Below are 16,731 nucleotides of genomic sequence, written 5' to 3'. Positions count from 1 at the left end.
GACATGATAAGATTATTTAAAAATAAGATAAACATAGGACTGTTGACAAGGTCATTTGTGGTAGCGACTTGTTTGTTGTTTTCGGTGAGCTGTTCAGAAGATTTTCTAGAACCGGAACCTCTTTCCTTTTATGAACCGAATGCTACCTTTTCTACAGAATCAGGATTAAGATCAGCGCTTGCTATCTGTGATCGTCATATTCGTAGCTATTGGGTAGGTACAGCTTTAGGTTGGAACAATACGGTAATAAGTACCGAATATTTGTTTTCAGATATGGCAGTTTATGGAAAAACTGATGTTGATGGGAACAGTGTTGATTTCAATTTTGCTGATAACCTGACTCCAACAGGTGGTATTGGAAGCACTCGTCCTAGAGATGGTAACAATATTGGTTTTTACTGGAATGAAACCTACAACGGTATCAAGTATGCTAATACAGTACTCACTTTTGTGGATGATGTAGAAGCATTGAGTGAAGAAGTGAAAAATGCCTATAAGGGCAGAGCTTACTTTCATAGAGCATACCGTTATATGGCCTTGGTATTCCAATTTGGTGATGTTCCATTGATTACTAAGTTGCTTGAGGTACCAAAGCAGAATTATAGAAGTACTGAGAAGGCTGCCATTTTGGAAATGATAACCAAAGACATGGAGTTCGCAGTGGAGTGGGTACCTGAACAAGCCGAAATGACTGATATAGGGGCTGTCAATAAAGGAGCTTGCCGAATGTTGTTAGCCAAATGCTATCTAGCAATAGGCGAATGGGATGCTGCTGAGGAACAGCTTGATATATTGATCAATCAGTCGGGTTATTCTTTGATGCAAAACTCTTTTGGTTCATTTATTCCAAATAGTGCCCAAAACACTTGGCCTATCACACGTAATGTAATTTGGGATCTTCATAGACCGGAGAATAAGTTGATTTCAACTAACTCGGAAGTGATCATGGGTATGCCAAACCGTGGGGCTCAAAGTTTTATGGGCTTTCATACCATGCGTATTTATGCGCCATTTTATAATGGAGGTAATGTGAGGACTCCATCAGGGGGATATGCAGTGCCATTCTATGCTCGCAATAATGATAATTATAGTGATGAGCTCGATTATGGTAGAGCACTTGGTAGAGGAATTGGAACTGTACGTCCATCAGTTTATGCACAACATGGCCTTTGGGAGGTAAATGGAGTTGAAGACAATGATGATTTGAGACATAATAGTACGGTCGGAAACTGGGCTAGAATGGATTCTATTAAGTATACTGAAGTAGGGTCTCCTCACCGTGGTGAGAACCTAACACTACATGACCCTGTTTCGGGTGATTTGCTATGTGCTGATACAATACGTTGCTGGTACGAATGGCCTCATTACAAGCTCTATATTATAGATGCTGTTGCAGAATCGAACCAAGGAGCTAATTCTTACCTTGGAGCCTCAGTGGGTAGTAATGCAGATTGGTACCTCTATCGTCTTGCAGAGGCGTATTTACTTCGTGCTGAAGCCAAATACTATAAAGGAGACGCAGGTGGAGCTGCTGCTGACGTGAACGTAGTAAGAGAGAGAGCACAATGCTCTGAATTATACGCTGGGTCTGTTACCATTGGTGATATTGTGGACGAGCGTGCCAGAGAGCTGTATATGGAAGAGTGGCGTCACATGGAGTTGAGTCGTGTTTCTTATTGCCTGGCATTGAGTGGTCAGCCTGACGAGTGGGGCAATACTTACGATGTAACTACATATGACAAGCAGCAAGGTACAGATGCAAGCGGTGGTAGCTATTGGTACCAGCGTGTGTTGAAGGGTGGTTTTTATAATATTGATGGAGGTGTAAATTCCGCTAATCGTACCCTTTACTATAAGATGGATAAGCGCAATTTGTATTGGCCTATTCCTAACTATGCTATTACAGCTAATAATAAAGGACAGCTTAGCCAAAACTTTGGTTATGATGGTTATAACCCAAATACTCCGAAGTGGACAACTTGGGAAGAGGCTGTTGCTGATGAAGACAATGTAAGTAATTAATATAGTTTGATTTAAGGATGTCCGATTCTACCCAAAGTATTTAAATCGGACATTCTATTATGAATTTGAATGTATCGAACATCCACATCGATGATATCAACATTCATAATAGGTAATAGTTTAGTAATTCTTGCGTGGGGGTTGGTAAGGCTCCCACGCATTTTTTGATACCAGCCTTGGTCTAAAAGCAAATGCTCGTGAATAGGCTTGATAAATGAAAGAAAGAATATGAGAGAAGTAGGAGGCAGAAGAAGTGAGGGGAAGATTAACCAGATTAATATGAGCAGGATATTAAGGGAATTCCTGTCTTATGGATTGATTATTTTTTTGGGGCTGTCATGTACGCCCAAAGAAGAGAAAAAATTAAATGTTGATCAGATACTGCAAGAATCAGCAGAACAATACAGTTATATGTCTTCTTTGCTGGAAGAAGATCGCTTTCCAACCACCTATGAAAATGGAAAATTAAAGAGCAGTAGATCAGATTGGTGGTGCAGTGGTTTTTACCCAGGTACTTTGCTGTATCTCTACGAGGCGACACAAAACCCTGAATTGCTAGCGGAAGTCAAGAGGATATTGGTACCACTGGAAAAAGAAAAAAACAACACGGGAACTCATGACCTGGGCTTTATGATGTTCTGCAGTTTTGGTAATGCCCATCGAATCAGTCCAGCTGATTCTCTCAAAGAGATCATTAGGACATCTTCCGTGTCATTGAGTACGCGTTTTGATCCTGCTATTGGTTGCATCCGATCCTGGGATCCAGCTCCCTGGAATTCCAAATGGCAATACCCCGTCATTATCGACAACATGATGAATCTGGAAATGCTCCTTTGGTCAGCTGCCGAATTCAACATCGATAGCCTCAAACAAATCGCAGTTACACATGCCGATACAACATTAAAAAACCATTTCAGAAAAGATTTCAGTAGTTACCATGTGGTATCCTATGATACGCTGACTGGTCAGGTAGAAATGAAAAACACCGATCAGGGCTATGCAGATGAATCATCCTGGGCACGCGGACAGGCCTGGGGGCTCTATGGGTACACGGTAATGTACCGATATACAAAAGACCCCAAGTATCTAACACAGGCTACAGGTATTGCCGATTATATTCTTAATCACCCGAATCTACCAGCGGATAAGGTGCCTTACTGGGATTTTAATGCACCTGACATCCCTGAAGCTGACAGAGATGCTTCTGCCGCTGCGATCATGGCATCCGCTTTATTAGAGCTGACAGATCTGGCAAAGAACAAAGAATACTTTGTTGCTGCAGAGCAAATGCTGAGTACGCTCTCTTCAGAGGTTTACCGAGGAGCACCTCAAACCAATGGAGGTTTCATCCTCAAGCACAGTGTTGGGAATATGCCGGATGGCAATGAAGTAGACGTGCCGCTCAGCTATGCGGACTACTACTACGTGGAAGCATTGATGCGATACAAGAATAGAAAAAGTAAAGAGTCATAATACGAAAAATATAACAATGAGTAAGAAGATCACATCATTTCTGATAGCCCTCGTACTTTGTCTGCCCCTTTTGGGCCAGAATGAATGGGAAAACCCAAAGGTGTTTGAAAGAAACAAAGAGGCAGGTCATGTGGATTTTATCGCCTACGAAGAGGCTGCTGCGGCAAGGAAAGACGATTTTGGAGCTTCATCCAATTTTTTGTCTCTCAATGGCACCTGGAAATTCAACTATTTAGACAAACCCGCCGATCGTCCTATGGATTTTTTCAAAGGATCGTTTGACGATTCTTCCTGGGACCAAATCAAGGTGCCATCCAATTGGGAGATAGAAGGTTTTGGACTGCCGATCTATACCAATGTGACTTATCCTTTTCCGAAGAATCCTCCCTTTCTGGACAATGATTACAATCCAGTAGGAACTTATCGAAGAACGTTTGAGGTGCCTGCGGATTGGCAAGACAAAGCGGTGATACTTAATCTATCCTCAGTGTCAGGCTATGCTCGCATTTATGTCAATGGAGAGGAAGCAGGTATGACCAAAGTGGCCAAGTCGCCTTCAGAGTTTGATGTGACACCCTTCTTGAAAAAAGGAGAAAATGTCATTGCCATTCAGATTTTCAGATGGCACGATGGTAGCTATTTGGAGGATCAAGATTTTTGGAGACTCAGTGGATTGGAGCAAGATGTGTACTTGTATGCCTTGCCTAAGGTCACAGTTTGGGATTTTTTCCTCAAGGCAGGACTAGATGCTCAATATCAAAATGGCGTATTTTCTGCCAATATAGACCTTCGCTCTTTCGATGATCAGGTAGATCAGGCAGGAAAGATCAAGGTGGAGGTCTTGCCAGTGGGATCTTCTAAGGCTGTTTTTTCTGAAGAAAAGTCATTTTCATCTTTGAACGATGCTATCAATTTTTCTTCTAACATTCCCGATGTGGCCAAATGGAGCGCTGAGACACCGAACCTATACGACTGTGTAATCACGCTAATGGATGCCAAAGGCAAAACGACCATGGTGACCAGCGAACAAATAGGTTTCCGAACGGTAGAGATCAAGGATTCTCAACTCATGGTCAATGGTATGCCTATTTTGGTCAAAGGGGTGAATTTGCACATTCACGACGATGTCCTGGGGCATGTGCCTACACGCGAGATGATGATGAAGGACATTCGTCTCATGAAGCAAAACAATATCAATGCTGTACGAACCAGCCATTATCCACAAAACCCACTGTGGTACAAACTCTGCGACCAATATGGTTTGTATCTGGTGGATGAAGCCAATATAGAAACGCACGCCATGGGTGCGACCAATCAGGGTTGGTTCAACAAGGAGGTACATCCAGCTTATCTGCCCGAGTGGGCGCCTGCACATATGGATCGGATACAGCGACTGGTGGAGCGTGACAAAAACCACCCGTCTGTCATCATTTGGTCCCTGGGGAACGAGTGTGGCAATGGTCAGGTTTTTTATGATGGCTATGACTGGATCAAAGAAAGAGACGAAACTCGCCTGGTTCAATTCGAGCAGGCCACTGAAAATCGAAACACAGATATCGTTTGTCCGATGTATCCTTCTCTACATCATATGAAGAGCTATGCGGAGGATTCAGAGAAAGAACGTCCGTTCATCATGTGTGAGTACTCTCATGCCATGGGCAACAGCAATGGTAACTTTCAGGAGTATTGGGACATCATCATGAGCAGTCCGAAAATGCAGGGCGGTTTCATCTGGGACTGGGTAGATCAGGGATTGAAAGCCGAAGATGAGAATGGAACCTACTGGGCTTATGGAGGTGATTTAGGTGGTCTCAATTTTCAGCACGATGAGAACTTTTGTGCTAACGGCCTGGTGTCTGCCAACAGAACCCCCCACCCCGGATTGGTAGAGGTAAAGAAAGTGTATCAAAATGTACTGTTCAGCTGGGATCAAAAGTCTAAGGAGCTCAGCATAGAGAACCTGTTTGATTTCACCAGTCTTAGCGACTATCAGTTTACCTGGGAGCTCTACAAAAATGGCGAGTTGCAAACGAGCAGTTCGTTTACAGTTAATACTGCGCCACATGCTGTAGAGAAGCAAAAAATCAAATTGCCTAAGTTGAAAGGTGAGGACGAGTATTACCTGAATGTTTTCGTTCGGACCCAATCTGCTACTGAGATGATTCCGGCGTGAGCAGTTTGTGCTTCAGGAAGCTGATTTTGCGCTTTCACAAAACAGTGGAGAACTATCCATTGATGAGGAAGACGAAAAAATTCAATTCCAGTCTGGTGATATTTCAGGGGAGTTTAATAAGAAGAGAGGGAGTTTCTCTTACTACAAAAAGGGTGATACCCGAATCGGTAGATTGCCTGAACCTTATTTTTGGAGAGCACCTACTGACAATGATTTTGGTAACCATATGCCGAGCAACCTGGGAGTGTGGAGAACAGCCCATGTCAACAAATCATTAGAAGAAGTAGTGGTAGGAGAGCAAAGCAAGGAAGGTTTGCCGATTACGGTAAAATATATGTTAAAGGATATCGGGGTGCCTTATACTTTAGCGTATTTGATCCGAAACGACGGTTCTATTCAAGTGACTTCATCGATTGATATGAGTGGGAAGACGTTACCAGAGTTGCCTCGATTTGGGATGAGGATGACATTGCCAGGGCAGTTTGATCAGGTCAGCTATTACGGTAGAGGACCAGAGGAAAATTATTCGGATCGAAAGACGGCAAGCTTTCTGGGGATTTGGGAACACAAAGCCAGTGAGCAAAAAATGCCGTATATCCGTCCGCAAGAATATGGGAATCATACTGATACCCGATGGGTGAAATTGTTCAATGAGAGTGAAGAGTCGCTTGTTATCACTGGGCTACAACCATTTGATTTCAGTGCTTTGAATATCCGTGCAGAAGATATGGATCCTGGTTTGACTAAAAAACAACAACATCCGACTGACTTGAGCTATAGTAATGATATCACCTTGCATATCGACTTGTTGCAAAGAGGTTTGGGTGGAGATACCAGCTGGGGAGCCTATCCACACAGGCCTTATAGGCTGCATGACGAAAAGTATAGTTACAGTTTTGTGATCACTATCGAATCTGATAAGAAATAGATGACTAACTTTTAAATAAAAAAGAGCAAGATGAAGACAAAAAAGTTGATCCTACTGATGGCTGTAATGGCGCTAGCGGTGTTGACCGGCAGAGCACAAGATTCGTTGCCTAGGACATTTGAGGCAAAAGGAAATCCGATATTTACGGATAAATTTTCTGCTGACCCTGCCGCACTTGTGCACGAGGGCAAAATGTATATTTACTGCGGAGAGGATAATGGAGATGGCAAGTGGTACAATATGCCCAACTGGCAGGTCTATTCTACAGAAGATTTGAAGACATGGACTGAACACCCGGTCCCATTAAAGGTGAATACATTTGAGTGGACCAAGCATAATTCTTCATGGGCTTCTCAGGTAATCGAGCGTGACGGGAAATTCTATTGGTATATAAGTGCAGAGCACGCTAATGGAACAGGCAAGGCCATCGGTGTAGCGGTATCTGATTCCCCAACGGGGCCCTTTGTAGATGCCAGAGGATCTGCTTTGATCACCAATGACATGACCACAGAATACACCGACATCTCATGGGATGATATCGACCCTACGGTTTGGATAGAAGAGAGTGGACAGGCTTATCTATTTTGGGGCAATACCCAGTGCTACTATGCCAAGCTAAAGGATAATATGACGGAGTTAGATGGAGAGATTATGCCAGTAGAACTTCCAGATTTTACCGAAGCTCCATGGATACACAAAAAGGGAGATTGGTATTATCTGTCTTATGCTACCGGATGGCCAGAAAAGACCGCCTATGCAATGAGTAAAAGCATAGAGGGGCCCTGGGAGTATAAGGGAATACTTAATGAGCTGGCCGGAAATTGCAACACCAATCACCAGTCGATAGTGAAATTCAAAGGCAAATGGTATTTCGTCTATCATAACGGAGGGCTGTTCAAAGGCGGGAGCTATTTGAGGTCGGTGTGCATAGACGAGTTGTATTACAACAAGGATCAGAGCCTCAAGAGAGTTCAGATGACTACTGAAGGTGTAGCGCCTGTACAATCTAAAAAATAAGATTGGCAGTGTGGTTTGACCTTTCAACTTGAGAATTAGGAAGACCAAGCCCGTTATATCTAAAACAGATTGAAAAATAATTGACGAATGCCCCCCCTCTAATTGCACGATAGTGAGAGGGGGCTTTTTAGCCATTGAGGTAAATTTGAGTAGATCATTGGCTTAAATGAAAGATTATAATTATGACTAAATTTCTAAAAGCAACGGCATTGGGTATGCTGGGGCTACTTTTTTTTAGCTCCTGCCAGGAGGAACCTCAGTTTGAATCCTACTTGTTTGCCTATTTTGTAGGCAATGGCCCTGGACAAGAGGCCATTCATTACGCATTGAGCGATGATGGGTTCAACTACTATGCGCTGAATGGTAATCAACCTATCGTCGATTCCAAATCGATAAGTACATCAGGTGGAGTACGGGATCCACATATCCTCAGAGGAGAAGATGGGTTGTTTTACATGGTAGTGACGGATCTGTATGTTCCAGAAATGGGCTGGCAAAATACCGCTATGGTCTTACTAAAGTCTGCTGACCTGATCAACTGGACACATACGGTATTGGATATTCCTCAACTCTACCCAGAAAATTTCGGAGAAGTGAACCGTGTTTGGGCTCCTCAGACCATCTACGATGAAGTGGAAGTCAAATACATGGTCTATTGGTCGATGCGCCACAACCAGGACAAGGACATCATCTACTATGCTTATACCAATGATGATTTTACAGCGCTGGTCAGCGAGCCGAAGCAATTGCTTTTCAAGGATGGAGCCTGTATCGACGGAGACATAGTGAAGAAGGATGGTAAGTTTCATTTCTTCTTCAAAAATGAAGATGAAGGTGCCAAGGGCATCCTGAAAGCCGTTTCGGACAAAATCAACGAAGGTTATGTGGTAGGAGAAGAATATGTAGATCAGACTGATGCACAGGTGGAAGGTTCAGGTACTTTTCAGTTGATCAATTCGAACAAGTATATCTTGATGTACGACATGTACACCACTGGCAAATACCAATTCTGTGAATCTACAGATCTGGAGAACTTCGAGGTCATCGATGAGGAGGTATCCATGAATTTTCATCCCAGACATGGATCTGTGATCCCAATCACTAGAGAAGAAAAACAGGCCCTGCTGGAAAAATGGGGTGGAATAGAAGGTGGAGTCCTTACGGTAAATGGAGAAGGAGTTAAATCCAACAATGTAGTGGTCGATGAGCAAGCTGCTACGATCTATATTCCGGTCAGTGATGAGGCGGATATCTCTTCATTTGAGCCAGATTTTGAGCTGGTTCCATGGGTAAGTGTTGATGCCAAAGGAGCCAAAGATTTTACACAGGGAAGCGTGTCGTATCAATTTGCCGACGGTTCTGGAAATGAAAAGGCCTACGAAGTAAGTCTGTCACAGGATAATAATCCTGTAGTGACGGGCTACTATGCCGACCCGGAGATCATTTATTCTGAAAAGGAAAAGAAGTATTATTTGTATCCAACTTCAGATGGATTTACGAGCTGGTCAGGATATTATTTCGAGGCATTTTCCTCCACGGATTTGGTGCATTGGAAGAATGAGGGAGTGATACTGGATCTGAAAAAAGATGTAAGCTGGACCGATCGCAATGCATGGGCACCTACCGCGATAGAACGAAAGATGGACGGTGCATACAAGTACTTCTACTATTTTACTGCAGCGCAAAAAATAGGAGTAGCTGTAGCAGATTCACCGGCAGGTCCGTTTGTGGATTCGGGGCAGCCATTGATTGATTATAAACCTACTGAAGACATTACCTGGGGGCAAGAAATTGACCCGGATGTGTTTGCGGATCCTGTTTCTGGGAAGCACTACCTCTACTGGGGCAATGGCTATTTGGCTGCTGCTGAGTTGAATGAGGATATGGTAAGCATACAGTCTTCAACCCTTAAGGTGATGACGCCAGATAAAACGTATAGAGAAGGAACAGAAGTGTTCTATCGCAAGGGCAAGTACTACTTCCTATGGTCTGAGGATGATACCCGCAGCCCGAATTACAAAGTACGCTATGCGACTTCAGATTCACCGATGGGCCCCCTGGATATCCCAGCAGATAACATTGTGATCCAAAAGGATGAATCTCAGGACATACATGCTACCGGACACAACTCCGTGATACAGATACCCGGCAAGGATGAATGGTATATTGTTTACCATCGATTCACCAGGCCAAAAGGACCTTCAATGGGAAGATCAGCTGGATATCATCGTGAAGTGTGTATAGACGAATTGAAATTTGACGAGGAGGGAGCGATCATTCAGGTAACTCCGACACTCAAAGGAATAAAAGCAATTAATTGAGCCAATGAAAAGACTAACAGCAGTATTGCTGCTAGCAGGCCTATGGGGCTGCAATCAGCAAACCGAGAAGCAGGTAATAGAAGAAGCTAAGTCAGAGAATATTTTTGAAGTAGTCAACCCAGACTATGAAACGAGTCCCTATACCGGGATGACACGTCAGCACTGGAAGGATGCGGCGCTCTACTTGCTAAAAGGAGCATTTAGCTATGTAGATGACCTGGATGACCCTATGAAATTCCCGAAGTTGCCGGGTAAGAGTTATCCACAAAAAGAATCTCAGGTGCCTACAGAAAAACTGGAAGGGATCTGTCGGACCTTGTTCGTAGCAGCACCCTTACTAAAGGATGATCCAGAACTAGAAATAGGCGGTATAGGAGTGGCAGAATATTACCGTCACCAGATTTTGAATTTACTAGACTCGACGCATGCGTCCTACATTCCTCACAGGAGAGAAGATCAGGGACCTACGCAAATATTGGTAGAATTTGGTGCTTTGGGTATGTCACTCTTTGTAGCACCGGATATTCTTTGGGACCCATTGAGTCAGGAAGACAAGGACAGACTGGCAGCCACTATGCTTAGCTATGGCGATGGGCCTACTGTACCTAGCAACTGGAAGTTCTTCAACATCTTCGTGCTTAGCTTTTTCAAAGATCAGGGCTATGAAGTCAATGAGGAGCTACTCGTGCATTACCTCAACAAATCCCTGGAACACTATCGTGCCGATGGTTGGTACAACGACGCACCGGCTTACGACTACTACAGCATGTGGGCATTTCAGCTTTATGGATCTATGTGGAGCGAGGTTTTTGGGAAAGAACACTATCCTGAGATCGCTGCAAAGTTTTTGGACTATTTCGATGATATGATTGACAACTATCCGTACCTGTTTAGCGAGGATGGGGAGATGATCATGTTTGGTCGCAGCATCAGCTATCGCATGGGCTCGATTGCTCCTTTTCCATTCATGGGACAACTAGAGGACAAAGAGATCAATTTGGGTTGGTTGCGTAGAATCTCATCTGGGGTGATGTTGCAGTTTTTACAGCACCCGGAGTTCATGCAAGACAATGTGCCTACGCTTGGGTTTTATGGACACTTTGAGCCGGCTGTGCAGAACTACAGCTGCCGAGGCAGTGTCTACTGGATGGGCAAAGCCTTTCTGGGGCTTTTGATCCCGGAGGACAGTCCTTTCTGGACTGCCAAAGAAAACAATGGTCCATGGGAGGATACCTTTCAGGACGATCAGGTCTACAACAAATATCAGGAAATCAGCAACCTGCTGATTACGGATTACCCAGGTATAGGCGCATCGGAAGTGCGTATTTGGTGTCATGAGAAAGTGGCCGATGATTGGCAGAAGTTCCGCTCCACAGAAAACTACAACCGCCTCGCTTACAACAGTGCCTTTCCCTGGCAAGCTGATGGACAGAAGGGGGAAGTAGCGATGAACTACCTGATCAAGAATGCCAAGGCGGAATGGGAGGCCTTTAGGCTTTACACCTTTCAGAAGTATGAAGAGGATATCTATTATCGCGACGTGGTGCTGGAGACAGATGAAAATATCAAGATGCAGCTCGCCGAAATGACGCTACCTAATGGCATCCTGCGAGTGGATAAAAATTTAAGTGATAAAGCCGTCGACATGCGAATGGGGCACTATGCTCTGCCCGATCTGGGCCAGGGTATTTCCAGCACGCTGCAGACTGTGGGTGAGTATCAAGCGACCATTATCGACAATGGCGAATATCAACTTGCAATGGTTCCACTGCTGGGATGGAGTGAAACAGAAACTGTCGCTACTCAAGGATTGCACCCTGTGAGCGATAGCAGTAAGGTGATCAATGTCTCGACTTCATTTGATCCAGCTGGAGAGCATATTCATGCGACTTTGATGCTATGGAAAAGATCTGGTGAGGAATGGACAGAAAAGGAATTAATGCCTGTGGCCACTATAGATGTTCAGGATGAAGGCCAGTCGGTACAACTTTCTTTCATAGATGGAAAGAGTCGATCGGTTGATTTTAACTAAATGAGGAGGATGAAAAATTCAAAGTGGTTGTTCATTTGGATATGCCTGGGCTGGAACATTAGCAGTTGCGAGCGCAGCAATCCATCCATCACACAAGTGGGGGAAGGATGGGCGAGCAATTCGGTGAATGCCGTGATTTTTCGTCGCAATTCTTTGTCCACATATGAAGATACACAGTACGCCTCGTACTATGACAAGGACCAGAATATGGTACTTGCGAAACGTCCCCTGGGGTCGGATCAATGGCAGGTCAAGCCAACACAGTTCAAAGGCAATACTAAAGATGCGCACAACTCGATCAGCATAGCAGTAGATGGTGAGGGCTTCTTGCATGTCGCCTGGGATCATCACAATACTCCCTTGCGCTACAGCCGTAGTGTGGAGCCTGGATCATTAGAGCTGAAGGATGAAATGCCAATGACCGGTGAACAGGAAAGTGATGTCACATATCCGGAGTTTTATCGTCTGCCATCGGGTGATTTGCTTTTTCTGTATCGCTCGGGCGAGTCGGGCAATGGCAATCTGGTGATGAAGCGCTATGATGTTACCAAAGAAAGTTGGAGCCTGGTTCAGGACAACTTGATTGATGGTGAAGGGCAGCGAAATGCTTACTGGCAAGCATGTGTAGATGGGGAAGGTACAATTCACCTTTCCTGGGTATGGAGAGAAACATGGGATGTCGCTACGAACCATGATTTGTGCTATGCGAGATCTAAGGACGGCGGGCTAACCTGGGAAAACTCAAAAGGAGAGCCTTATAGTCTGCCGATCAATATCAGCAATGCAGAAGTGGCCTGGGAAATTCCTCAAAAGAGCGAACTTATCAATCAGACTTCTATGACAGCTGATGCAGCAGGTCAGCCGATTATTGCCAGTTATTGGAAGGAGGGGGCAGATGCTTCTCCTCAATATCATATCGTCTACAAAGAAGATGGGGCCTGGAAGAGTGCTCAGGTGTCGCAGCGCCAGGGCAATTTTTCCCTCAGTGGAGGAGGAACTAAGAAAATTCCAATTTCGAGACCGCAAGTGCTGAGTAAAGAGGGTAAAGGAGAGCAGCAAGTATTACTACTTTTCAGAGACGAGGAACGAGACAACAAAGTCTCAGTTTTTACGAATCAGACTTTCCCATCGGGTGAGTGGGAAGCGAAAGACTTAACCCAAAGTAGTGTGGGATCATGGGAGCCTTCCTATGATACCGAGCTTTGGAAGACTCAGGGGAGCTTGAGTTTGTTTGTTCAAAAAGTGACGCAAGTGGATGGTGAAGGTCTGGCAGAGAACCAGGCAGAAATGGTCTACGTGCTTGATTGGGATATTAATTAAATAAAATGTATTTGAAGAGTTCTTATTTGTGTTTAGTTGTTTCTGCATTGTTTTTCCTCTCTTGTGAAAAGCCTTGCAAAGATCTGTCCTACAACAACCCCATCGTGGGGCAGCGGGCAGATCCATGGGTGCAAAAGGTAGAGGATACCTACTATATGGTCGCTACGGCTCCTGAGTATGATCGCATCGAAATCCGAAAAGCAGACAGTATCAATGCCCTGGGGTCAGCAGAAGCAAAAGTGATCTGGCGGAAACATGAAACCGGAATCATGGGGGCTCATATCTGGGCACCCGAGCTTCACCGCATTGATGGCACATGGTATATCTACTTTGCTGCCGGGGACGCGGAAAATGTATGGAATATCAGGATGTACGCCCTATCCAACCCCTCTGAAGATCCAACGCAAGGAGAATGGAAAGAAGAAGGAAGGATCTACTCTCAGGGAGATTCATTTTCTCTGGATGCTACCACTTTCGAGCACAATGGCACGCGATATTATATCTGGGCACAGAGTACACCGCCTAAGAGCGGAACCTCGCTCTTCATGGCAGAGATGGATGGGCCGACTAAGTTGAACGAGAAAGAAATCATCATCACCACTCCAGAGTACGAATGGGAAAGGAAGGGGTATAACGTGAATGAGGGCCCGGCAGTGATCAAACGAAACGGCAAGATCTTCGTGACCTATTCGGCCAGTGCTACAGATGCCAATTATTGCATCGGTTTGCTTTGGGCAGATGAAAAGGCTGATTTGATGAATCCTGATTCATGGAGTAAATCTGAAACGCCAGTCTTCTCTACCAACCCTGAGGTCAGACGATTTGGTCCGGGTCACAGCTGCTTTACGGTCTCGGAGGATGGTAAGAGTGACGTTTTGATCTACCATGCCAGGGTATATGAGCAGATCAGAGGAAACTCTTTATATGATTTTAACAGGCATACCAGAGCGAGAGTATTTACCTGGGATGAAAAAGGCTTTCCAGACTTTGGACAAGACCTAAAGGATTAGGAAAATGATAAGAAGACTAATAGTAAGTTGTTTCTTGTGTTTATGCAGTCTGGCTACATATTCACAAATTGTAAAAACCAAGCTGATCGATAATGGTGGAAATGGTCCTTATAAGGCCATAGCGGTATCGGAGAAAACCTTGCCGGATTTTGTGGTGTACCGACCCGAAAACCTCAAGAAGGCGGTCAAGAAAGAAGGGACATTACCCATATTAGTTTTTGCCAATGGTGCCTGTGCCAATACATCCATTACTCATGAAAAGGTATTGTCAGAGATTGCTTCCCATGGATATATCGTGGTAGCCATTGGTGCTTTGAAAATGTCCAATGATGAGAACTGGGCTAGCACAGAAGCTCAAATGTTGGTGGATGCCATGGATTGGGTAGTGAATCAGAATGAAAATGAGTCAGGAGATTATTATCAGAGGCTAGACTTAAGCAAAATAGCAGCCGGGGGTCAGTCCTGTGGTGGTGCTCAAGTAATGGCAGTAGCAGGTGATGCTCGCATCAAAACTTACATGATGTTTAACTCAGGCATGGGGGATATGACCATGGCAGGAGCGAGTACCGAATCTTTGGCCCTTGTGCATGGAAGCGTCATCTACATCGTAGGGGGTGAAGAAGATATCGCCACCAACAATGCCAGGCTCGACTATGAGCGAATCAATCATGTACCTGTGACCTTTGCCAATATGCTGGATGGGAATCATGGGGGTACATTCAATGAACAGTATGGTGGCGCCTTTGCTCGAATGGCGCTCCACTGGCTCGACTGGCAATTGAAAGGAGCGGCTGACCAGTCAGCAGTATTCCTGGAGAGTGATCTGTCCGATTTCAAGAATTGGTCTATGGATACCAAAAACTTTACCAACTAACCTGATACCATGAAGACTAAAGCACTATTAATTATTATTTCTGTAATCATCTTTTCATGTTCTGAACAAGATCCTTCGATCGTAGAGGTAGAAGGAGGTGTGCTGAAAGGTACGGTTGAGGGTGATTTACGGGTGTTCAAAGGGATTCCTTTTGCTCAACCCCCTGTTGGTGATTTAAGATGGAAAGCGCCTCAGCCTCCTGAAAAATGGGATGGGATTCGACAAGCAGTGGAGTATGCACCCTCGCCAATTCAAGGAGGAAATCCACCGTCTGGCAAAAGCGAAGATTGTTTGTACTTAAATGTATGGACCAGAGCTCAATCCAATCAAGACAAACTACCCGTGATGGTTTGGATTTATGGAGGAGGTTTCGGTGCTGGAACTACAGCCGATCCTGTTTGCAGTGGTGTGGAACTAACCAAAGAGGGTGTTGTAGTAGTAGCCATTGCTTATCGTGTGGGGATTCTTGGCTTTTTGGCGCATCCTGTGCTGAGTGCCGAATCACCTAATGGCGTGTCAGGTAATTATGGAATACAAGATCAGATTGCAGGACTGCAATGGGTGCAAAACAACATCGAAGCTTTTGGTGGTGACCCCAAAAATGTCACCATTTTCGGTGAATCAGCTGGCGGTATTTCTGTGAGTATGCTATGTGCATCTCCATTGGCAGAAGGGCTGTTTCATAGAGCTATCTCGCAGAGTGGAGGCTCATTTGGTCCGACAAGAGCAACTACCTACCCTGGAGAAAACATGAAAACCCTCGAAATGGCTCATGCAGATGGAAAGGCTTACGTAAAGCGTGCTGGAGGTAACTCTATAGAAGAATTGCGTCAAATACCTGCTGATAGTTTGCCAGGAGGTAGAGGTTGGCCTATTGTGGATGGCCATGTCATACCTGATGTGCAGCATAAGTTATATGAGAAGGGAAAATACAACGATGTACCAGTGATGATTGGGTACAACTCTGACGAAGGAGCCAGTTTTACATGGAGTCGTTCTCCAGAAGATTTCGTCAAGGGGATAGAGAGGCGTTATGGAAAGTTTGCTGATACTTTGCTTTCTGTTTACCCTATGGGTGAGAATAAAATTACCCGAACTGCCCGTGATTTGAATCGCGATGCAGCGTTTGGGTGGCAAACATGGGTATGGGCAGAGTTGCAGTCCCAAACGGGCAAATCACCTGTTTACTATTATTATTTCGATCAGCACCCAGAGTATCCAGAGGATTCTCCGAAATATGGCTATGGATCACCCCACGGTCAGGAGGTAGCTTATGCTTTCGGTACCTTGGACGAAATAGAAAAGCCAAATGATTTTATTCAGGTGGACAGCGCACTATCAGAAACGATGGTAAGCTATTGGACCAATTTCAGCAAGTATGGCGATCCCAATGGCGAAAATTTGCCGCAATGGTCCGCCTATACTCATTCAAATCCAAAGGTAATGTACCTGGATGCAGATCCTCATATGGGGACAGTGCCAAGTGAAGAATCGATGATGGTATTAGACAGTTATTTCAAATGGAGAATGACAGCAGAAGGGCAAGTGATGAATTAAGCTA

11 protein-coding genes are annotated in these 16,731 nt (G+C 44.7%); all 11 read left to right on the top strand.

Annotated features, from left to right (window positions below):
* The first annotated feature begins 3 nt into the window (after positions 1-3).
* The 11 genes from N7U62_RS11920 to N7U62_RS11870 all read left to right on the top strand — a co-directional run bounded on the left by N7U62_RS11920 (position 4) and on the right by N7U62_RS11870 (position 16,727).
* Positions 4-2,022, top strand: a complete 2,019-nt coding sequence (locus N7U62_RS11920; RefSeq protein ID WP_264138201.1) for a RagB/SusD family nutrient uptake outer membrane protein — start codon at positions 4-6, stop codon at positions 2,020-2,022.
* 279 nt (positions 2,023-2,301) lie between these two features.
* Positions 2,302-3,495 carry a glycoside hydrolase family 88 protein gene (locus N7U62_RS11915; RefSeq protein ID WP_264138200.1) on the top strand — a complete coding sequence of 398 codons (1,194 nt, stop codon included), beginning with the start codon at positions 2,302-2,304 and terminating at the stop codon, positions 3,493-3,495.
* Between the two features lie 16 nt (positions 3,496-3,511).
* Positions 3,512-5,668 (top strand): glycoside hydrolase family 2 TIM barrel-domain containing protein, encoded by a 2,157-nt coding sequence (locus N7U62_RS11910; RefSeq protein WP_264138199.1) that lies wholly within the window; start codon positions 3,512-3,514, stop codon positions 5,666-5,668.
* Between the two features lie 7 nt (positions 5,669-5,675).
* Complete coding sequence (locus N7U62_RS11905; protein WP_264138198.1) at positions 5,676-6,596, top strand: beta-galactosidase small subunit; 921 nt, start codon at positions 5,676-5,678, stop codon at positions 6,594-6,596.
* Between the two features lie 30 nt (positions 6,597-6,626).
* Positions 6,627-7,613 (top strand): glycoside hydrolase family 43 protein, encoded by a 987-nt coding sequence (locus tag N7U62_RS11900; RefSeq protein WP_264138196.1) that lies wholly within the window; start codon positions 6,627-6,629, stop codon positions 7,611-7,613.
* Positions 7,614-7,795: 182 nt separating this feature from the next.
* Positions 7,796-9,934: a glycoside hydrolase family 43 protein gene (locus N7U62_RS11895; RefSeq protein ID WP_264138195.1), complete on the top strand. Its 2,139-nt coding sequence runs from the start codon at positions 7,796-7,798 to the stop codon at positions 9,932-9,934.
* Positions 9,935-9,938: 4 nt separating this feature from the next.
* Positions 9,939-11,966, top strand: coding sequence for a DUF2264 domain-containing protein (locus N7U62_RS11890; RefSeq protein WP_264138194.1), 2,028 nt, complete (start codon positions 9,939-9,941; stop codon positions 11,964-11,966).
* A gap of 9 nt (positions 11,967-11,975) precedes the next feature.
* Positions 11,976-13,286 carry a BNR repeat-containing protein gene (locus tag N7U62_RS11885; RefSeq protein ID WP_264138193.1) on the top strand — a complete coding sequence of 437 codons (1,311 nt, stop codon included), beginning with the start codon at positions 11,976-11,978 and terminating at the stop codon, positions 13,284-13,286.
* Between the two features lie 11 nt (positions 13,287-13,297).
* Positions 13,298-14,296, top strand: coding sequence for a glycoside hydrolase family 43 protein (locus N7U62_RS11880; protein WP_264138192.1), 999 nt, complete (start codon positions 13,298-13,300; stop codon positions 14,294-14,296).
* A 4-nt stretch (positions 14,297-14,300) separates the two neighbouring features.
* The gene (locus N7U62_RS11875) at positions 14,301-15,170 is read left to right on the top strand and encodes a poly(ethylene terephthalate) hydrolase family protein (RefSeq protein ID WP_264138191.1); all 870 of its coding nucleotides are present in this window, start codon (positions 14,301-14,303) and stop codon (positions 15,168-15,170) included.
* Between the two features lie 9 nt (positions 15,171-15,179).
* Positions 15,180-16,727 carry a carboxylesterase/lipase family protein gene (locus N7U62_RS11870; RefSeq protein ID WP_264138190.1) on the top strand — a complete coding sequence of 516 codons (1,548 nt, stop codon included), beginning with the start codon at positions 15,180-15,182 and terminating at the stop codon, positions 16,725-16,727.
* Positions 16,728-16,731: the final 4 nt, after the last annotated feature.

The sequence above is a fragment of the Reichenbachiella ulvae genome (assembly GCF_025833875.1).
In the GTDB taxonomy this organism is placed as follows: Bacteria; Bacteroidota; Bacteroidia; order Cytophagales; family Cyclobacteriaceae; genus Reichenbachiella; species Reichenbachiella ulvae.
The sequence above is the reverse complement of the archived record's forward strand: the minus strand, read 5'-3'. Positions and strand labels throughout refer to the sequence as shown.